The sequence below is a fragment of the Pontibacter sp. GD7 genome (assembly GCF_058216375.1).
On sequence record NZ_JBYZMP010000003.1, the window covers coordinates 39838 to 59257 of the forward strand.

Consider the following 19420-nt stretch of genomic DNA (forward strand, 5'->3'; position numbering starts at 1 on the left):
TGATCTACATAAGGTAGACCTTAACAATTTGAATTACCCCCTCCTGTTTTTAGGAGGGGGCAGGGGGAGGTAAACAATTCCAAAAACCTCCGTACTTTACCACATGAAACAAGACTTTGCAGCTATAAAAGCCTTACTGGACGACAGGGTGGAGAAGTATAACCAGCCCAACTTTATACCAAACGACCCGGTTTCTATACCTCACCGTTTCACTAAAAAGCAGGACATAGAGATCAGCGGCTTTTTTGCTTCTATACTTGCCTGGGGGCAGCGCAAAACCATCATCAACAACTGCATAAAGCTGATGAACCTGATGGACAACGCTCCGCACGATTTTATACTAAACCACCAGGAACAGGACCTGACACGCTTTCTGGGCTTTAAACACCGTACTTTTAACGACACTGACCTACTTTACCTGATCCACTTTTTTAGATGGTACTACAGCCAGCACGAAAGCCTGGAGACTGCTTTTACCGGCGTGCATAACGAGATCAGGTACCAGAAAGACAGGCTGGAATATTTCCATGATCTGGTATTTAGCCTGGAAGATGCACCACACCGTACTAAAAAGCACATCTCTACACCGGCACGTAAATCGGCCTGCAAACGCATGAACATGTACCTGCGCTGGATGGTGCGCCAGGATAATAATGGGGTAGATTTTGGCATTTGGGAGAAAATGAAACCTGCAGACCTGGTTTGCCCCTGCGATGTGCACGTGGAGCGCGTGGCGCGAAAACTAGGTCTGATAACCCGCAAAGGTATGGACTGGCAAACCGCGGAAGAACTAACCGACCACCTTAGAACCTTCGACCCGACTGATCCGGTAAAGTATGATTATGCGCTGTTTGGGCTGGGAGTAGAGGAGAAGTTTTGAGTTGTTTTATTATGTTAAGTATTGGGCCTGGCTTATACTTTGTGTCTACTTGTCTGATGCTCACAAACGAGTTTTATGAATTTAGCTAAAGCCCTGGATGCACATTTAAGAGAGTGTTATGCCGATGATAAGGCAGGTGCGGTCTTGCTGGTGGCTAAAGGCGGAGAGGTGCTATATGAAGGCTATACGGGTATGGCCGTAATAGGGCAGGGCCAAAGTATGAACGGCAACACAAACTTTAGACTGGCCTCTGTTTCGAAGCAATTTACCGCCATGGGAGTGCAGCTACTGCAACAGGAAGGCAAGCTGCAGTACAGCGATCTGCTTTATCACTTCTTCCCTAAGTTGCATGCACTTTGTCCGGAGGTTACACTGCAACACCTTATTACCCATACTTCCGGGTTGCCTGATTACGAAGCGTTTGTGTCTGGCAACCGGAAGGAACAGGTAACTGACAAGGAGGTTCTGGAAATTACTTCGGAACAGCGTAGTCTTCTATTCAGGCCTGGAGCACAGTTTCGGTACAGCAACACCGGCTATGTGCTGCTTGCTTTGGTAATAGAGCAGGTAACGGGAATGGCTTACGCTGATTTTCTGGATGAATACATTTTTGCACAGATCGGTATGCACCATACCATACTTTATGAAAAAGGTAAGCCAATACCAAACCGCGCCATGGGATACGCAGCTCATGAGAGTGACCAATTTATACTTTCCGACCAAAGTGTATGCAGCGCCACCAAAGGGGATGGCTGTATTTATACTTCTGTATGGGATTACCTGAAATGGCATCTGGCGCTGGCACACCAGGATAAGTATGATCTACGGGACTCACTACAAAGTATAAGCGCCCCTGTTTGTAACAACGCACATTTGCGTTATGGCATGGGTTGGTTCTTCGATACCAGCAGCAAGGGTATCCCGGAGATGTTCCATACGGGTAATACCTGCGGCTTTAGTAACCTGGTCGTTCGTATTCCGGAGCGGCAGGTGTTGGTGGCTTGCTTTACAAACTTTGCCGACAACCCATACCTGACTGGCGCATTAGTGGATATATTGCAGCAGTTCCCGGAAACAAGACTGGAGTCAGGGCTTATAAAAAAGCTGCCGGAGCTGACAAGGTGAAAGCAGTTGTTGATTGATCTGAAAAACCTCTTAGGAGGAGTCTACTGTTTCAGGCGATACTCATCAACCGTATGGATGCCTAGGCGATAAGATACTCCCGCCTCCAGCATAATACCTGTAGCCTCCTTCAGGTTAAAGACCACGGGTCGCACAGCGCCGTGTATGTTTATGTAATTGCTAAAGATAGAAGGAGTACCATAGGCATAAGCAGCCTTGTCTTTTCCGAGCTTGACAAGATAGTTGATGACCAGACCCGGGCTGAAACCTTGCAGCTGTACCCAATCCTCGTCATTATAATCTAACTTGGGGGTGATATTTTGTACAGCATAGCACAATTCCAGCTGCGCCATCAGTTCATGCCTGTCCTTTACCTTTAAAAACTTGCTAATGCCTGCACCAAGCAAAAAAGTAGGTGGTGCGCTGTTGTGCTCCCTGCCAGAGTTGATCGGATACTTTTGCTTTAGTTCATTGCCGTAAATGCCCATGATCATGCCGCCACCATAATTTTTGCTTCCAGTATACAGCAGGTCCAGTTTCATGCCGCCACCCGGGAAAAGATAATCTCCAGGCTTTCCGATAAAGCCATTCCCCACAATCCCGATCAGCATGTCCAGGCGTTGGCCGGACTTATGGATGTATTCAAAATCATCAAGGCCAGCCTTTGTAAAACTGTTCGGGAAGTATAGCTGTTGCCTGCTCAGGCTTTGCTGGGTACCATAAGCTGGTAACTGAAACTTTAGAAAGAACAACGAGCTTTCTCTTGTGCCGTTGGTCACTCTTGGGTTAAAGGCGGGCACCTTGGTTGCGGCAACATGTATACTATCAAGTATGGCCTGATCCGTAACACCCTGTACATCCTCCAGTGTTGCCATACCCTGCTCGTCCACAGCAAAGATCAGTTCAATCTCCTGCTGCCCGAGTATGGCTCTTTGCTCAGGGCTAAACCTGATCTTGTAAAACGGCAGCACCACTTTACTGGCACCTCCAATTGGCTCCGGACCTGTGCTAACGTTTGTAGTCTGACTAAAGCCTTGAAAAGTGGCAAGTATAAAAAGAAATGGGAGTAGATGTTTAAGCACTTGGGAGGTAATTAATTGAAGTATAAACCAGAAGCAAATTTAGTGGATATCAGGTTAAGTATACTGTGATGTGGGGTACTTTTGTTTGATGATCTATCCCCTTGTGCTTTAATCGTACAATGCCTGGGCATAATTCTCAGTTGTTACCCTATAGGGAGGTATGCTTAAAGTTACTAACCATCGAATAAATGGCTGGAGACATGTGCCCACATTTAGTAATTAAGCCAAATTAGGCTCTTGGGTTGGTTGGTGCGGATTTGTGGGGGGATTGTATAACGGATTTGTACAGGCTACGAATGAGGCGTAGCCGAGGATGGAGTCTGTGTAGGGTTAGGGGAGGTACTTTTTCAGCTCATCAGGATTCCTTCTGGAGTCCCAGATTATTAATACTAGTATTTCTTCTTCTTTCAGTTCGTAGAAGATGGAGAAAGTGCCTTTGATTAGAACACGCGCTTCTGAGTCAGAAGTCTTGATACCTAAGAAGTTATTGGATTGAAGCTTTTCAATTATATTAAAAATCTGGTCAGCCAGTTTTCGACTATAAGTATTGCTGCCATTTCTTTCATTGTAGAATTCTAATGTTGCTTTAAAGTCAAGCCGAGCTTCTTTAGACCAAACTATGCGCTTTTTAGCCATGAATCAATATCTCGCTTTACTTCTTCCTGTGAATAGGCCTCTCCGTTAGCGTATTGGCGCCTTGCCTTAGTTATTTTCTCTTTCTCGAATTGGCTAAGACTATATTGGTCAATTTCAACTTTAGCGTCTGTGAGTACTTTGAGAGCATTTAAAAAAGCTTCATCGTTTATTGATTGGATACGCTGAATGAGTATATTCTTTAATTTATTAGCTTCCATAAGGTATAAGATTGCTTGCTTGAATTTACTTAATATAAGTTTAAGAAGTTCAAGATTTTTTCAATCAATTTGTATGTGCCATAACGGTTAGTACAGGATATGGGTGAGGCCTCTGCCGAACCTAAAGCCTGTGCAGGGTTAGGGCTTGTTTTATTTTTCCTTTTTAAAATTTACAGCTTTTTCAGTTCCCTTTGCTATATTATGCTCTAACCACTTTCCACACATTTTACTCTCTGCCCAGTCAAGCGAAATTCTGTAGCCATTACCGAAGTCCCTTAAAACCTTTCGATTACGATAGTCATAGATAGAGCCGCTTGTTCTTCTAAACTGGCTTATTACAGTTTCTCCTTCAGCGTTAGTGTATACTGCAACATCTTCCCACATGGGGTAGTAGCTTGATATCACAAAAAGAGAAGTATATAATCCGATGAGAAAATAAGGTAATGCAACTATACTTATTACAACTATTGCTATTCTTCTTGTAGCCTTTCTCCTTAACTTCATTGCCACTCTATACAAGTAGACAAAAAGGGTCAGAACTAAAACGCTAGCAATAATGGTGATGATTCTGTGAGGTATTGGGTTTAATACTTCTAAAGGAGAACCAATAAGAAGTCCGGCAATTAGTAAAGCTATAATAGAAAGTATAATTGCTAAGTCTTTTTTCATGATTCAAATACGCCCTAATATTTAAACGTAATAAACAAACGGTTATCTGTCAAAATCAACAGATAACCCTAACCGTCAGAGTGGGTTTATTTACACTCCACCGCAATCTTCAGCACCACCTTTCTTACCACATTTTCACCGGTAACCATGGCGGCGTGTGCATCGTCGGGGTAGAAGATCGTAAACGAGCCGGCGGGCACGTAAAACCAGCTGTTGGTTTTATCGGGGAAGAAAGCTGCGTCACGGTCTTCGTTATAAGGGTCATTGGGGGCGTCGCATTGTGCCAGGTCTTTCCAGCCCATGCGGTCCGTGCCCGAGATCACATACTGTATGTCGATGTACTTGCGGTGCACCTCCAGTTTATACTCCTGCTCACTTACGCCGGCACCCTCTGATACAATAGCAAAAAGCTTTTTACCCTCAATTTCATGCACACCGGTAGGCTCAGTAGCCAGGTCTGTATCGCGCAGGTAGGCAAAGGCCTTTTCGAAGAGCGGGTGCAACGTGATGTAGCGCTGTGCGTTAGCGAGTTTATCGAGAACCATGGGAGTTAGAGAGTTAAAAAGTTAGAAAGTTAGAGAGTTAAATGTGCTGCTGAGTTCTTTTGTCTTCAAGTCCATTGTCAAGTATAAAAAATCGTGCTACTTGATACGTGCTACGTGATTCGTAAAATACGCTATTCAAAACGAACAAAACACCTGCTTATACTTGTTATTAAATGCTAAATTTGCCTTAAATTAAAAGATTAACCTTGATCTATCCAGATAATTTTGAAATAAAAATAGGGTTTGCGCAGGTTCGTGAAATGCTGTCCGAATTGTGCCTGAGTCCGCTGGGGCGCCAGTTCGTAAACCGCATGCAATTTATTAACCGCCACGACCTGGTGGACCGCCTACTGCAACAAACCGACGAATTTAAACAACTGCTGGAGTCTGACGCTGAAATTCCGCTGCAGCACTACTTCGACGTAAACGCTTACCTCGACAGAGCTACCCTGGAAGGTGCTTATTTAGACGTGGTGCATTTCTTCGAGATAAAGATGTCGCTGCGTACCATCCGCGACTCGTTGCGCTTTATTTCAGGTGCCGAAGAGGGGAAGTATGAAGGCCTGAAAGCACTGGGTGCCAACGTAACCGTGGAGCGTTCGCTGATAGCTGCCCTGGATAAAGTAGTAGACGATGCTGGTGCCGTGCGCGACGATGCCACTCCAGAATTGCAGCGCCTGAAACGCGACCTTATCTCGCAACAATCCATACTTCGCAAGCAGATACAGTCCATCATTAAACACGCTAAAAACGAAGGCTGGACACCCTCTGACGTAGAGCCAACCATTCGAGGCGGCCGTTTGGTTATACCCGTAATCGCTGAGCACAAGCGGCGCATCAAGGGTTTGATCCACGATGAGTCGGCCACAGGGCAGACGGTATACATTGAGCCTGAATCTATCTTCGAACTCAACAACGATATCAAAGACCTGGAGAACGCTTACCACCGTGAGCTGATCCGCATACTTATCGGCCTTACCAATACGCTGCGCCACCACATTCCGGAACTGCGCAAAGCCTACCAGTACCTGGGCCTGCTGGACTTTATCCGGGCCAAGGCTGCCTTTGCACGACGTGTAGAGGCTACAAGGCCAACATTACAAAAGTATCCGCACATTAACTGGAAACAGGCTACGCACCCGTTATTGTTTCTGGCGCACAGGCAATTGGGCAAGCCAACCGTACCTATGGACCTTGAACTGAACCGCGACCAGCGCATTTTGCTTATCTCGGGGCCAAACGCCGGTGGTAAATCGGTTAGCTTGAAAACGGTAGGCCTGTTGCAATACATGGTGCAGTGCGGTATGCTGATCCCGGTAGAGGATGGCTCGGAGGCTGGCATTTTCCACGATATCTTTATTGACATTGGCGACGAGCAGTCTATCGAGAACGACCTGAGTACGTATAGCTCACACCTCACCAACATGAAGAAGTTTGTGACCGTGGCCGACCATAAAAGCCTTGTGCTGATAGATGAGTTTGGTACCGGTACAGAGCCGGTGCTGGGTGGTGCTATTGCCGAGGCGGTGTTGCAGACGCTTAACAACAGCAAAGTATACGGCGTGATCACGACGCACTATACCAACCTGAAAAACTTTGCCGAGAAAACACCGGGCATTATTAACGGTGCCATGCGCTACGACCATAAAAACCTGCAGCCGCTGTACCAGCTTGAGATCGGTAAGCCAGGTTCGTCGTTTGCCATCGAGATTGCCCGTAAAATTGGCCTACCAAAAGCTATCGTAGACAAAGCCAGCAGCCTGGTAGGTAAAGACAAGATCCGCTACGACAGATTGCTGGAGGAGCTCGAAACTGAGAAGCAGGAGCTGGAGAAGAAGGTGATGGAGGCCACCAAACTGGAGCAGAAGCTGAAGCGCAACGTGAAAGAGTATAACGACCTAAAGAACTTCCTGGAGGAGAGCAAGCAGGACATTATGCGCGAGGCCAAAGGCAAAGCGAAGCTGTTGCTAAAAGATGCCAATCAGAAAATTGAGGCTACCATACAGCAGATAAAGCAGAGCCAGGCCGAGAAGGAGCAGACCAAAGAAGCCCGTCGCGAACTCGAGACTTTTGCCAATGAGCAGGTTCGCAAAGAAGAGCCAAGGCCGGCGCATAAGCGCCTGGCCAACGCAAGTATAAAAGAAGGCGACAACGTGTCTTTGGTTGGTCAGGACTCTGTAGGCCAGGTGGTAAGTATAAAAGGTAAAACTGCCGAAGTTCTTTTTGGTGGCCTTAAGACGATTGTAAAGGTTAACAACCTGGAGAAGATTGAAGGTCAGGTTGCCAAACAAAAGAAAGCTGCTGCCAAAGCAGAAGAAGGCTATACCCGTGGTATGAACATTACGCAGCGCATGGCCGACTTTGGCTCAACACTGGATATTAGAGGGGAATATGCCGAAGATGCCCTGAACAAAGTAATGAACTTCATGGACGAGGCCCTGATGCTGGGAATTCCTGAGATCAAGATCATTCATGGCCGCGGCAACGGTGTACTGCGGCAGGTAGTCCGGGATTACCTGTACTCGCTGCCAGAGGTGGCCAGCGTAGCCAACGAAGCCGAGGAACGTGGAGGCAATGGCGCTACCCTGGCTGTTCTCAAATAAAAGTATAAACTCCATAAAACGAAAGAAGGCTCCTGCATCAGGAGCCTTCTTTCATTTTTAGTTTAGCTTAAATCTTTCTTCCAGTACATATTCAATGCCGTCGTCTTCTATGGTATATTCTATGTACAAGCTCTCAGCATCAAGTTTTTTAACAGTCAGGTCAAACTCGTTTGGAGTTCCTTTATCTATGATAATGGTCTTTTCGCCATTACTGAACTCCCATTTGCCTGTTTCGCTATTACCATCATAGGTGCTTGTGAAATTACCTGATTTGTCAAACTTCATACTATACTTTCTGATGTCGTAACCGATCTCGGCAAATTCGGTAGTGAGGTTTTGCCCTGCATAGTAAATCCCTTGCCCGTTCCAGGTACCGGCAGTTAAGAAGTCAGTCTGTGTGGGAGCCGGAGCTTCGTCGTCTTTACCGCAACCAGAGAGCACGATGGTAAAGAGCAGGAGAAATAACGGAAGTAGTTTGAACTTATGCATAGGCTATGTATTTAAAATTTGTAAAATCAGGTTTACTTCACAAACATAACCTCAGCATTAAACACAACACCCTGAAAGGGGATCTTAGCAGTTAAGTCCAGGTTATTCTCTGTCAGCGTTTTAATGTCGGTCTCACCATAAAGTTCGAATGTCAGTTTGGTCTCGTCCTCGTTAAAGCTCCAGTTGCCGTTTTGTGTTTGTGGGCCCATGGCAGTCGTAAACACGGCTGTGTAGGTGCCATCGCGGTTAAACTTAAGGCGCACGGTTTTTATCTGCCCGATCTGGCCGGTAACTTCAGGCCTGTTAGAAACATCAATGCCGTTTACCTGCACCTGGTCGCCTCTCCACTCGTTAGCAACTAGCAGGTCTGTCTTGGTTGTAGGGCTCGGATCGCCATCCTTGCCACAACCGGAGAAAATAAATAGAAAAAGTAAGGGAATTAGGAATGTGTATATGTTTCTTTTGATCATAGCTACAGTTTATAAATATCCTTATATATCGTAGCTATTGAAATAAAGTTGAGGCTATATACTTAAAAAATGATGCTCTGTACTATTTTACAGGATATTTACTTCAGGGTGTAGCCTGATACCAAACTTCTGCTCAACGGAGTCTATGATATCGAATGCCAGTTGCCTTACCTGGTCGCCTTTTGCGCCGCCATAGTTAACTAGCACAAGCGCCTGGTTTTTATGCACGCCATAGTTTTCGATCACTTTGCCTTTCCACCCACACTGCTCTATCAGCCAGCCTGCTGGTACTTTTACCGTTGTTTCTGAAACCGGGTACGAAGGGATATCCGGGAACTGCGCTTTCAGGTTTTCAAATTGGTCGAGGGGGATCTCCGGGTTTTTAAAAAAGCTGCCAGCATTGCCTATTTCTTTGGGGTTTGGCAATTTGGTGCTGCGGATATGGCAGACCGCCGCGCTTACATCCTGTATGGTTGGCTGCTCCACCTGCATCTCCTGTAAGGTAGATTGAATGGCGCCGTAGCTGGTATTAACCCGATGTTTCTTGTTAAGCCTGAATGTAACCGATGTAACAATGTACTGGCCCTTTAACCTGTTCTTAAACACGCTTTCGCGGTATCCAAACTGGCATGTGGCGTTATCAAAAGTATGCACTTGTCCGGTGGTAAGCTCCACTGCCTCCAGCTCGTAAAACACATCTTTCAGCTCCACGCCATAGGCACCGATGTTCTGCAAAGGGGCAGCCCCCACAGAGCCGGGTATCAGGGAGAGGTTTTCCAGTCCGCCCCAGTTATGCTCCAAAGTATAAAGTACAAAGTCGTGCCATACTTCGCCGCTGCCTACTTTAGTATACACATGCTCTTCATCCTGGCGCAATACTTCTATCCCTTTGATCTCGTTACGCAGCACCACACCATCAAAATCTTTCGTGAACAGCACATTGCTGCCGCCGCCCAATACCAGTTTCTCTTCCTGCTTTAGCTCCGGCATCTGCAACAACTCCTGCAACTCCTGCACAGTACTGAACTGCGCAAAAAGTTTTGCCTTTGCATCAATGCCAAAGGTATTGTAAGCCTTAAGAGAGTAATCGGACCGGATCTTCATAAGCAAGCGAAAGTTTTAACAAAGATAGTTATCGCAGTTAAGAGTTAAGAGTCAGACCACAGATTAATGGGGATTTAATTGATTTAAATGATTTCTGGACAGAAACAAATTTCATAAAATCCATTCGGAATGGATGGATATAATTATACTTTACCCACTGTCTACATACTTTCAGCAGAATCAAAAAATCTCTCCAATCAATCAAATCCCCATTAATCTGTGGTTTAAAATCAGTCCTGGAAGAAGTTGATGCGCTTGGAAGTATAAACCATGATGAAACCGGAAACAACCGCAAAGGCAAGCCACATGGCAAAGCGGGTATAATTCTGGAAGATCAGGTCGCCGATCAGGAACAGGGTAGAGTATACCATGATGGCTGCCGTAATCCAGCCGATCAGTAAATGGAATACCTTTGTTCTAGGCTGAGGAAGGCCAAGCGATTTACGAACTGGTGCCCAGGCTCCGTCTGGCTGAATCTTTTCATAGAACGCCTGCAGTTTCGCCATCGGTGTTGGGCGTGTCAGGAAAGTAGCTGCGAGCCAGGCCACCGTGGTAAAGGCCACCGTCAGGAAGAAGCTGTCAGGGAACTCCCAGCCCAGCACATACTTAGAAATGCCGAAGGCCGCAAATGGTGCAATGGTAGCCACGATCTCACTCCAGGCATTAATGCGCCACCAGTACCAGCGAAGTATAAGCACAAGGCCCAGGCCTGCGCCAGCCTCCATAATAAAGGCCCACACCGCAGAAATGGAAGTGATTTGCGTTGTTACCGCCAGCGAAATGATCATAAGTATAACCGTAGTGACACGCGAAGCTGTAACCAGCTGCTTTTGGTTTGCCTCTTTGTTTATAAAGCGGCCGTAAAAGTCGTTGATGATGTAGCTGGCTCCCCAGTTAAGCTGTGTAGAGATGGTACTCATGTAAGCGGCAAAGAAGGCAACCAGCAAAAGTCCTTTCAATCCGGCTGGAAGGAAGTCTTTCATCGCCATTACATAACCCAGTTTTTTATCAGCCGCAGACAGGTCAGGGTAAAGCACCACAGCACAAAGCGCCACAATTATCCATGGCCACGGACGGATGCAGTAATGACCGATCTGGAAGAACAAGGTAGCGTAAAGGGCGTGTTTCTCGTTTTTCGTACTCATCATACGCTGTGCTATGTAGCCGCCGCCGCCAGGCTCATTGCCCGGGTACCAGCTGGCCCACCACTGCACTGTTGTAAACGCCAGGAAAGCCCCCAGCGAAAGCGTCAGGGATTTGGCGATTCCGGTGGCCGTTGCGCCCCCGCTTCCAACAGTAGGGAAGTAATCCAGGGACCAACTAGGCAGTTGTGCTTTAAGGCCGGCAATGCCGCCAATCTGCTCGGAGTTTACTACAAGTATGGCAAGTATGATACAGCCTGTCATGGCGATCACAAACTGCACCACGTCGGTTATGGCAACACCCAATAAACCAGACAAGGAGGAGTAGGTAACCACTACCAGCATGGCAATTGCCACATAAATAAGCTGCTCCGATTTAGGAACTTCAAAAAACACCTCGATAATGGACATCAGGGCCACATTCACCCAGCCAATGATCAAGCTGTTCATGAAGATGCCCAAATAAATAGCCCGGAAACCACGCAGGAAAGAGGCCGGTTTGCCGGAGTATCGCATTTCGATAAACTCCAGGTCGGTGATAATGCCGGCCCGGCGCCATAGTTTGGCAAAGAAAAAAGTTGTCAGCAAACCACCCAACAACATGTTCCACCACAGCCAGTTACCCGAAATGCCGCTCTGGGCTACAAGTTCAGTAACAGCCAAAGGCGTGTCGGCGGCAAAGGTGGTGGCTACCATCGAGGTACCAGCTACCCACCAGGTCAGGTTGCGGCCACCCAGAAAGTAGTTGGCCAAACTGCCGCTTGCTTTCCCGGTATAGCTTATACCTATGCCTAAAATCAGGATACCGAAAACGGCCATTACGATCCAATCGATCAAATCGAGGTGCATGTTGTATGTTTTAAGGGTGTAAGATGCCAGACTTTGCAGGTTTCAGTCATTAAGCCTGCAATAAGAAGCGTAAATTAAGAAAAGGAAATATAAATTACGAATTACGAATTACGTTTCCTTGAACAACTAATCTCAAGTTGTGATCCATGAAAGAGGTAACAAGTGTTAACCCACCCTTGGCCCCAATACCTTCGACTTAAAAATAATACAAAACTTAACAAAGCTGATCCGGACATCCTTGTCCGGGTCTTGAGCTACTGCGGACATCATTGTCCGCATTCCAGAATACGGGGACAAGGATGTCCCCTGGCAGTTTTGCTTTCGGACAAAGAAATCCGAAAGAGATTTTGGCTTATATTGACGGCATTGCCCCTGGGCCTTCCCAAGAGTGTATTCTCAAATAGTGTAAGAAAATTCCCCTCCTTGGAGGGGCCAGGGCCGTTTCATTCTAATAATTCTCTATTTCGGCTGTAAATTATCTTGCACTCATACCGCATTTTTGGCTCTCCGAGCCAGTTGAGTCGGAGACTCAACCTTACTTGTTAGTCACGAATCTGGAGATTCGCGCCAGCAAAAAATAGAATGAAACGGCCCTGCCTTGGAGGGGTTAGGGTTTGGTCAATTGCAACTCGAGTTGATAGAAATAATGTAACACGAAGGCTACCGGTTGCTAAAGTATAGGCTGTTGTTTACCATGCCGCTTCTGAAGTACTGTATGAAAGCCTTTAGTTTCTGCTCGGAACCTGGAACAGGGGAGGTAGCCGGCGTAAAATCAGGGAAAGTATAAACTCGTACCTGATCGTCCAGGGTAAGTTCGGTTACTGCCTCAGACTGCACCAGGTAATGAGAGTTGCCATTGAAAAGTATGGCATTACTGGTGGAGGTACTATCCAGTAATGATCTGCCAAAAGGCAGAACCTTATCGGTATTGATGTTCAGGTAATCCACTACAGTTGGGAAAATATCGGTGTGCTGGGCCACCTGGTCCGGGTTTATACTTTCGAACCTCTTTTGTGGGTGGAAGAGCAGTAACGGTACCCGGTGATATCCAAGCTCGTTCTGATAAGCTGGGTCTATACTTTTCTGGGTGTGATCTGCGGTAAGTATAAAAAGGGTATTTTTATACCAGGGTTGCTTCGAGGCAGTTTTAAAGAACTGGCGCAAGGCATGGTCGGCATAGCCAATCGACTCATGTATCTCCAGTTCGCCTTTCGGGAAGCGGCCTTTATACTTTGCCGGTATGGTGTAAGGCTGGTGTGAACTTAAAGTAAACAGCGTGGCGAAAAATGGCTTATCGTAAGTATTCAGCTGTTTTGCCACGTATTGCAGGTAGGGCTCATCAAAAATACCCCAAAGTCCGTCAAAATCCTCTGCACGCTTCTCTGATGGGTATTCGTCCAGGCCATAATATTCCTGCACGCCAGCTTGTTTAGCAAAATTGTTAAAGCCCATGGTGCCGTTTGCTGCGCCATGGTAAAATGCGGTTTGGTAACCTGCTTCCTGTAGCACAGTGCCTAAGCCGTATACTTTGTTAGCCTGGTAAGCAGAGGTAATGTATGGCTCTGGCATAAGCGATGGGATGCCGGCCAGAACCGATGGCAAAGCCTCTATAGACTTCCGGCCATTGGCAAAGGCATTGTTAAAAAGCACGCCCTGTGTTGCCAGCGAATCCAGGAACGGAGTATAGCCTTTACCTTTGTTTAGCGCACCTACATACTCGGCGGCAAAACTTTCCAGAATAATGATCACCACATTCTCCTTTACTTGTTCGCCTTGCTGATTGCTATACTTAGTAGGGTCAAAGCCCATGGCCTTGTTCAGGCTTTCCTGATCAGCGTAATAGTTTTTTTGCTCCAGTTGTGGCTTTCCGATGCCTTTTATGAATGTAAACGGACTATTTAACGACAAATGCCCAAGCGAGGCAGGCTCAAGTATAAACGCATGGCTAACACGCAGTGGCTTTAACTGCCAACCGCCACGTATGGCCAGCACTGCAAGCGCAGCCACAAATAACAGCCGCATAGCACGTAACAGGATATTCTTCTGGAAAGTATAAGGTTGCTTTAAAGCAGGGTACGCTTTTGCCAACAAGTATACCACCAGAATAAAGCCCAGCACAATAAACCAGTAGTTCTGCATCAGCTGTCCCAATTGGTCTGCAATATCTGCCGTAATGGTGGCCACCTCGTTGCTGGAGCGTTTGCCGATAAACTTAAAGAACTCCACATCTACCAGCGCCAGGGCAATAAAAGGGGCATTGGTAAGTATAAACCATACTTTAAGAACACGTTGATAGGTTGTGTGAAGAACATTTCCTACCGGAAAAAGCGATAAAAGTATAAACGGTGCATTGATAATGGTGATAGCTGCAAAATCGAAGCGCAGGCCATACAGGAAGGCCAATAACGTTTCCGTTGCAGAGGCCTCGGCAAAGGTGCTGTAATTAAAAGTATAAAACAGTAGCCGAAGCAGCATATAAATAGCCAGGAGTAAACCAAGCCGTCGCAGCATCAACTTTAAGGTACTATCGAACATTAATGTATAAGTTAACAGCTTTATCTGCTTTTATGGTGTGGTAATTCGTGTACTGTGCTTAACCAACCCCTAACTCCTCCGAGGAGGGGAATTATATTAATAATTATAGCTAAGGCGCGAGCGTCCTCGCTCGTGACTGGTTATAATTTGGGCCTCTGGCCCAGTCGGATTACAAATCCAACCTCATAATTAAGACACGGGTTACAAACCCGCGCCAGCACAAATGAATGTGTCCCACAACCTAACCACAAAGATACAACCAAAATTCCGCATAAAAGAAAAGCGCCTTCCCGACCAATGTCAGAAAGGCGCTCTTTATACTTAAAGCTTAAGCTTACAGTACATTCTCTACTGGCGTGTAATCCAGGTTGAATGCCTCTGCAACACCTTTGTACACAACTTTTCCTTTAACAACGTTCAAGCCCAGTTTCAGCTCGTTGCTATCTGCGCAAGCCTGCTTCCAGCCTTTGTTCGCTAACTGTATAGCGTAAGGCAGGGTAGCGTTTGTAAGGGCAAGCGTTGAAGTATAAGGTACGGCACCTGGCATGTTAGCCACGCAGTAATGCACCACATCGTCAATAATGTAAGTCGGGTTCTCGTGCGTAGTTGGCGTACAAGTCTCAATACAGCCACCCTGGTCAACGGCAACGTCAACCACAACCGTGCCCGGACGCATTTCCTTCAGCATGTCTCTAGTGATCAGGTGAGGAGCCTTGGCACCCGGGATAAGCACTGCACCCACGATCAGGTCGTGCGTAGAAAGTAGCTCACGGATATTGTATTCATTCGACATGAACGTGTTCACGTTAGCTGGCATTACATCGTCAAGGTAACGAAGTCTGGCCAGGTTCGTGTCAAGGATGGTAACATCGGCACCCATACCGGCAGCCATCTTGGCAGCGTTAGTACCCACAACACCACCACCCAGGATCATAACCTTAGCAGGGCGCACACCTGGTACACCACCTAACAGGATACCACGGCCTTTAAGCGGCTTCTCCAGGTACTTGGCACCTTCCTGTATTGACATACGGCCGGCAACCTCAGACATAGGGATAAGCAAAGGAAGGCTTCTGTCGGCACGCTCCACAGTCTCGTAAGCAAGGCAAACTGCTTTCTGCTTGATCATAGCGTGCGTAAGCGGCTCGTAAGATGCAAAGTGGAAGTAAGTGAACAACAACTGGTCTTCCTTGATCAGGCTGTACTCAGACTCAATCGGCTCTTTCACCTTGATGATCATTTCAGCGATGCCGTATACTTCTTCAATGCTTGGAAGAATGGTGGCACCAGCCGCAGTATACATTTCATCTGTGAATCCGCTACCCTCACCGGCAGTAGCCTGCACGTAAACAGTATGGCCGTGGCGAACCAGTTCTACCACACCAGCAGGAGTAACACCTACACGGTTCTCATTATTCTTGATTTCCTTAGGAACACCAATAATCATGTCGTTCTTAATTTATAGTAAAAATGTGTTGGTTTTTGTTAAAGTTGCGCAAATATACCACAAGTTAATGGAAATAAAAGGCTTATTCCGGATAGCTTGTTAAGTGATTGATTGTTAAGGGAAAATTGCTGAAAAATAGTGCAATTTGATTTAGGTGGGAGTGTGGCCGCAAAGCCCCATAAATGAAAAAAGGCAGCGATAAAATCACTGCCATTAGTACAAAATAAAACTATGAAAAAAACTATCTGAAAGGTACCGGCTGATTGCCCTCCCTTAACATATTTTTTGAAGCCAGGCTCTCTACTACATTTGCCTTAAGCGTTAGCTTGAGATCTGGCATTACTATATCATTCGAAATAATGGTCACTTCCTCATTTTGCTCCTTTAACACCATCGGAACGTAAGTGAGTTCCAAAGTTGCCGTTTGTCCGGGCTTAATTGATGGCTGTGAAACCTGGTAGCTTACACAATTGCAAGCAGCCTTTATACCTTGTATAACAAGCGGTTGGCGTCCAGTGTTTTTAACAGTGAATTTAGCAACTGCTTTTTGGCCTTTTTCAAGTTTTCCAAAGTTGTAATTGGTGCTTCCAACTGCCAAACGCGGCGATGCTGCTTTTTGTTCCGGGGTGTAGCTAGTTTTCAAATCTTTTGGTCCAACATCACCTTTTATGTACAAAACCTGCATCGGGGTTGCCGCATTCGAGGTAACCGTGATCGACTTATGAAACGGGCCCGGCCGGCCTGTGCTGTTATACATTGCCTTTATCGTGCCAGTCTTACCCGGCAGGATCGGCTCTTTGGTCCAGTCTGGCGTGGTGCAACCACAAGATGGCTGAACCGCTGAAATTATTACAGGCTGGTTGCCTACATTCTTTACTTTAAACTCGTAAGCAGCCTGTGTGCCTTCTGCAATGGTGCCAAAGTCGTGAGTCTCTTTCTCGAACTTTAACTCACCTTGTGCATTAGCTGTGCCCACTACAAATATAAAGCAGAACAGCAATAATAAGTAAAGATTTCTTTTCATGTGCTTAAATAAAGCAAAATTTTAGTAAAAAATGTACGGATTACTCCACTGTGGACAAATATATAAAATCTTTTCTCAAAAATTATAGTGCCACAATTGTGCCAGATTGCTGCCTTATAGCCCTTTATTTGAATTTAGGCGAATCTTCAGTACTTTTGACTGGAATAAAATCATTTGGTTTAAATCAGAAAACATGCAAACTGCTGAAGCATCTATTACTCAGAGACTAACAGCTGAAGAAATACTAAACGATTACCGCATTGCGTGGGAAAGCCGACAGGCTAGCTTGGCTGGCCGTAAGGAGGTTTTCATGGGCAAAGCCAAATTCGGAATTTTCGGGGATGGTAAAGAGGTAGCGCAACTGGCCATGGCCAAATTTTTCCAGAACGGCGACTTCCGCTCGGGCTATTACCGCGACCAGACCTTCATGTTTGCCATAGGCGAGTTGACCCTGCAGCAGTATTTTGCCCAGCTTTATGCCCATACTGATGTTGATGCAGAGCCATCTACCGCCGGACGTGCCATGAACGGCCACTTCGGTACACGCCTGCTGGATGATGAGGGCAAATGGAAAGACCTTACCAAATCCAAAAACTCCAGCTCTGATATATCGCCTACTGCTTCTCAGATGCCGCGTTTAGTAGGCCTGGCCTACGCCTCCAAGCTTTACCGCCAGAACCCGGCGCTCCACAACATGGAAAACTTTTCCGTAAATGGGAATGAGGTGGCTTTCGGTACTATTGGCAATGCCTCTACATCGGAGGGTATGTTCTTCGAGGCCATAAATGCTGGCGGCGTGTTGCAGGTGCCGATGCTTGTGTCGGTTTGGGACGATGGCTACGGTATTTCTGTGCCAGCTGAGTATCAGACTACGAAAGGAAGTATATCAGAAATTTTAGCCGGTTTCCAGCGCAATGCCGAAGGAGAGCAGGGCTACGAGATATTTAAGGTAAAAGGCTGGGATTACGCTGCCCTTTGCGAAACATACGAGGCTGCAGTGCGCGTTTGCCGCGAGCAGCATGTGCCGGTGCTGGTGCACGTTGAAGAGCTGACACAGCCTCAGGGCCACTCTACATCAGGTTCTCACGAACGTTACAAGTCTAAAGAGCGCCTGGAGTGGGAAGCCGATTATGATTGCCTTAAAAAGATGCGCGAGTGGATACTGGACAGCGAGCTTGCCACCACCGAGCAACTGGACGCCATTGAGGCAGAGGCTAAGGAAGCTGTAAAATCAGCCAGGGGAAATGCCTGGAACGAGTTTGCCAGCTCTATTAAAACAGACCACGAAGAGGCTCTGAGCCTTTTAGATAACCTGGCCGCCGCCAGTGAGCATATCACGGAAGTAGCCACTATTGCAGAAGAACTGCGCAAAACAACAACCCCGATCCGCAGCGATGCGGTTAGGGCAGTACGCCGTGCATTGCGTTACGTACGCGATGAGCGTAACCAGGCCAAGCGTGAGCTGGTTGAGTGGCTGGAACAAAGTATGGGAGAGAACGCTGATCGCTTTAACTCTTACCTATTCAGCCAATCCGATGAGTCGGCGCTGCAGGTAGAGGAGGTGAAGCCGGAGTTTGACGATAATTCACCGGTTGTGGATGGCCGTGAAGTGTTGCAGGCTTGCTTCGATGCCATACTTGCCAGAGACCCGCGCGTATTTGCCATCGGTGAGGACGTTGGCTTTATAGGCGACGTGAACCAGGCTTTTGCCGGCCTGCAGGAGAAGTATGGCGAACTGCGTGTTACCGACACCGGTATCCGAGAGTGTACCATCATCGGGCAGGGTATTGGTGCTGCATTGCGCGGCCTGCGCCCTATAACTGAGATCCAGTACTTGGATTATCTTCTGTATGCTATTCAAATCCTGTCTGATGATGTGGCTTGCTTGCAGTACCGCACCAAAGGAGGCCAGAAGGCTCCATTGATCGTACGTACACGCGGTCACAGGTTAGAGGGTATCTGGCATTCAGGTTCTCCTATTGGTATGATCCTGCACAGCATCAGAGGTATGCACGTACTCGTGCCGCGCGACATGACGCAGGCGGCAGGTTTCTACAACACATTGCTTAAGTCTGATGAGCCGGCATTGATCATTGAGTGCCTGAACGGTTACCGCCTGAAAGAGCGTATCCCGAATAACATAGCTGAGTTTACAGTACCACTTGGCAAACCGGAAATTCTTAGAGAAGGCGAGGACATTACCATCGTTACGTATGGCTCTATGTGCCGCATCGTGATGGAGGCAGCCAAGCAGCTGGAGCAGTTTGGTATCTCCGCAGAGGTAATTGACGTGCAGACGCTACTGCCGTTTGATATTGAGCACGTTATCACAGAATCTATCCGTAAGACCAACCGTGTGCTGTTCACAGACGAGGACGTGCCGGGCGGCGCTACTGCTTACATGATGCAGCAGGTAGTGGACGAGCAGGGAGCCTGGAGATGGCTGGACTCGAAGCCACAGTGCTTATCGGCACACGCGCACCGTCCTCCATACTCTTCTGACGGCGACTACTTCTCTAAACCAAACGCTGAGGATGTGTTTGAGACAATTTATGAGATCATGAACGAGGCAGATCCGGAGGCTTTCCCGAAGATCTACTAACGT

16 protein-coding genes are annotated in these 19420 nt (G+C 47.0%); 4 read left to right on the forward strand and 12 right to left on the reverse strand.

Features of this window, described 5'->3' with window-relative positions; genetic code table 11:
* Positions 1 to 103: 103 nt before the first annotated feature.
* Together AC4BAP_RS05730 and AC4BAP_RS05735 are read left to right on the forward strand one after the other, a co-directional pair.
* Positions 104 to 880 carry a TIGR02757 family protein gene (locus AC4BAP_RS05730; protein ID WP_490581662.1) on the forward strand — a complete coding sequence of 259 codons (777 nt, stop codon included), beginning with the start codon at positions 104 to 106 and terminating at the stop codon, positions 878 to 880.
* Between the two features lie 75 nt (positions 881 to 955).
* Complete coding sequence (locus AC4BAP_RS05735; protein WP_490581663.1) at positions 956 to 2005, forward strand: serine hydrolase domain-containing protein; 1050 nt, start codon at positions 956 to 958, stop codon at positions 2003 to 2005.
* A 41-nt stretch (positions 2006 to 2046) separates the two neighbouring features.
* Here the strand turns inward: AC4BAP_RS05735 and AC4BAP_RS05740 are convergent, their stop codons facing one another.
* The 5 genes from AC4BAP_RS05740 to AC4BAP_RS05760 all read right to left on the reverse strand — a co-directional run bounded on the left by AC4BAP_RS05740 (position 2047) and on the right by AC4BAP_RS05760 (position 5152).
* Positions 2047 to 3084: a hypothetical protein gene (locus AC4BAP_RS05740; protein ID WP_490581664.1), complete on the reverse strand. Its 1038-nt coding sequence runs from the start codon at positions 3082 to 3084 to the stop codon at positions 2047 to 2049.
* 330 nt (positions 3085 to 3414) lie between these two features.
* Positions 3415 to 3720, reverse strand: a complete 306-nt coding sequence (locus AC4BAP_RS05745; RefSeq protein ID WP_490581665.1) for a type II toxin-antitoxin system RelE/ParE family toxin — start codon at positions 3718 to 3720, stop codon at positions 3415 to 3417.
* Positions 3702 to 3938, reverse strand: a complete 237-nt coding sequence (locus AC4BAP_RS05750) for a hypothetical protein (protein WP_490581666.1) — start codon at positions 3936 to 3938, stop codon at positions 3702 to 3704. The genes AC4BAP_RS05745 and AC4BAP_RS05750 overlap by 19 nt, the downstream gene beginning before the upstream one ends.
* Positions 3939 to 4088: 150 nt before the next feature.
* A complete protein-coding gene (locus AC4BAP_RS05755; RefSeq protein WP_490581667.1) occupies positions 4089 to 4607 on the reverse strand; it encodes a hypothetical protein in 519 nt (172 codons plus the stop codon).
* Between the two features lie 86 nt (positions 4608 to 4693).
* Positions 4694 to 5152, reverse strand: a complete 459-nt coding sequence (locus AC4BAP_RS05760) for a NanQ anomerase/TabA/YiaL family protein (RefSeq protein ID WP_490581668.1) — start codon at positions 5150 to 5152, stop codon at positions 4694 to 4696.
* A gap of 206 nt (positions 5153 to 5358) precedes the next feature.
* Here AC4BAP_RS05760 and AC4BAP_RS05765 point away from each other — a divergent pair, with 206 nt between their 5' ends.
* Entirely contained in the window at positions 5359 to 7755 is a 2397-nt protein-coding gene (locus AC4BAP_RS05765) for an endonuclease MutS2 (RefSeq protein WP_490581669.1), read from the forward strand.
* 57 nt (positions 7756 to 7812) lie between these two features.
* Here AC4BAP_RS05765 and AC4BAP_RS05770 read toward each other — a convergent pair whose 3' ends face one another.
* The 7 genes from AC4BAP_RS05770 to AC4BAP_RS05800 all read right to left on the reverse strand — a co-directional run bounded on the left by AC4BAP_RS05770 (position 7813) and on the right by AC4BAP_RS05800 (position 16815).
* Positions 7813 to 8244 carry a lipocalin family protein gene (locus tag AC4BAP_RS05770; protein ID WP_490581670.1) on the reverse strand — a complete coding sequence of 144 codons (432 nt, stop codon included), beginning with the start codon at positions 8242 to 8244 and terminating at the stop codon, positions 7813 to 7815.
* Positions 8245 to 8276: 32 nt separating this feature from the next.
* Positions 8277 to 8714: a lipocalin family protein gene (locus tag AC4BAP_RS05775; RefSeq protein ID WP_490581671.1), complete on the reverse strand. Its 438-nt coding sequence runs from the start codon at positions 8712 to 8714 to the stop codon at positions 8277 to 8279.
* 87 nt (positions 8715 to 8801) lie between these two features.
* Positions 8802 to 9818: a UDP-N-acetylmuramate dehydrogenase gene (gene murB, locus AC4BAP_RS05780; protein ID WP_490581672.1), complete on the reverse strand. Its 1017-nt coding sequence runs from the start codon at positions 9816 to 9818 to the stop codon at positions 8802 to 8804.
* 230 nt (positions 9819 to 10048) lie between these two features.
* Positions 10049 to 11809, reverse strand: coding sequence for a sodium:solute symporter family protein (locus AC4BAP_RS05785; protein WP_490581673.1), 1761 nt, complete (start codon positions 11807 to 11809; stop codon positions 10049 to 10051).
* 660 nt (positions 11810 to 12469) lie between these two features.
* Positions 12470 to 14344 carry an LTA synthase family protein gene (locus AC4BAP_RS05790; RefSeq protein ID WP_490581674.1) on the reverse strand — a complete coding sequence of 625 codons (1875 nt, stop codon included), beginning with the start codon at positions 14342 to 14344 and terminating at the stop codon, positions 12470 to 12472.
* 334 nt (positions 14345 to 14678) lie between these two features.
* Positions 14679 to 15791, reverse strand: a complete 1113-nt coding sequence (gene ald, locus AC4BAP_RS05795) for an alanine dehydrogenase (RefSeq protein ID WP_490581675.1) — start codon at positions 15789 to 15791, stop codon at positions 14679 to 14681.
* Positions 15792 to 16032: 241 nt separating this feature from the next.
* Complete coding sequence (locus AC4BAP_RS05800; RefSeq protein WP_490581676.1) at positions 16033 to 16815, reverse strand: DUF1573 domain-containing protein; 783 nt, start codon at positions 16813 to 16815, stop codon at positions 16033 to 16035.
* A gap of 193 nt (positions 16816 to 17008) precedes the next feature.
* Between AC4BAP_RS05800 and AC4BAP_RS05805 the strand changes: the two genes are divergently transcribed.
* The gene (locus AC4BAP_RS05805) at positions 17009 to 19417 is read left to right on the forward strand and encodes an alpha-ketoacid dehydrogenase subunit alpha/beta (protein ID WP_490581677.1); all 2409 of its coding nucleotides are present in this window, start codon (positions 17009 to 17011) and stop codon (positions 19415 to 19417) included.
* The last annotated feature ends 3 nt before the right edge of the window (positions 19418 to 19420 follow it).

Bases quoted from the DNA above. Each gene is read 5' to 3' on its own strand.
- AC4BAP_RS05730 (WP_490581662.1), top strand. From the start codon at position 104: ATGAAACAAGACTTTGCAGCTATAAAAGCCTTACTGGACGACAGGGTG.
- AC4BAP_RS05735 (WP_490581663.1), top strand. From the start codon at position 956: ATGAATTTAGCTAAAGCCCTGGATGCACATTTAAGAGAGTGTTATGCC.
- AC4BAP_RS05745 (WP_490581665.1), bottom strand. From the start codon at position 3,720: ATGGCTAAAAAGCGCATAGTTTGGTCTAAAGAAGCTCGGCTTGACTTT.
- AC4BAP_RS05750 (WP_490581666.1), bottom strand. From the start codon at position 3,938: ATGGAAGCTAATAAATTAAAGAATATACTCATTCAGCGTATCCAATCA.
- AC4BAP_RS05755 (WP_490581667.1), bottom strand. From the start codon at position 4,607: ATGAAAAAAGACTTAGCAATTATACTTTCTATTATAGCTTTACTAATT.
- AC4BAP_RS05760 (WP_490581668.1), bottom strand. From the start codon at position 5,152: ATGGTTCTCGATAAACTCGCTAACGCACAGCGCTACATCACGTTGCAC.
- AC4BAP_RS05770 (WP_490581670.1), bottom strand. From the start codon at position 8,244: ATGCATAAGTTCAAACTACTTCCGTTATTTCTCCTGCTCTTTACCATC.
- AC4BAP_RS05775 (WP_490581671.1), bottom strand. From the start codon at position 8,714: ATGATCAAAAGAAACATATACACATTCCTAATTCCCTTACTTTTTCTA.
- murB (WP_490581672.1), bottom strand. From the start codon at position 9,818: ATGAAGATCCGGTCCGATTACTCTCTTAAGGCTTACAATACCTTTGGC.
- AC4BAP_RS05785 (WP_490581673.1), bottom strand. From the start codon at position 11,809: ATGCACCTCGATTTGATCGATTGGATCGTAATGGCCGTTTTCGGTATC.
- AC4BAP_RS05790 (WP_490581674.1), bottom strand. From the start codon at position 14,344: ATGTTCGATAGTACCTTAAAGTTGATGCTGCGACGGCTTGGTTTACTC.
- ald (WP_490581675.1), bottom strand. From the start codon at position 15,791: ATGATTATTGGTGTTCCTAAGGAAATCAAGAATAATGAGAACCGTGTA.
- AC4BAP_RS05800 (WP_490581676.1), bottom strand. From the start codon at position 16,815: ATGAAAAGAAATCTTTACTTATTATTGCTGTTCTGCTTTATATTTGTA.
- AC4BAP_RS05805 (WP_490581677.1), top strand. From the start codon at position 17,009: ATGCAAACTGCTGAAGCATCTATTACTCAGAGACTAACAGCTGAAGAA.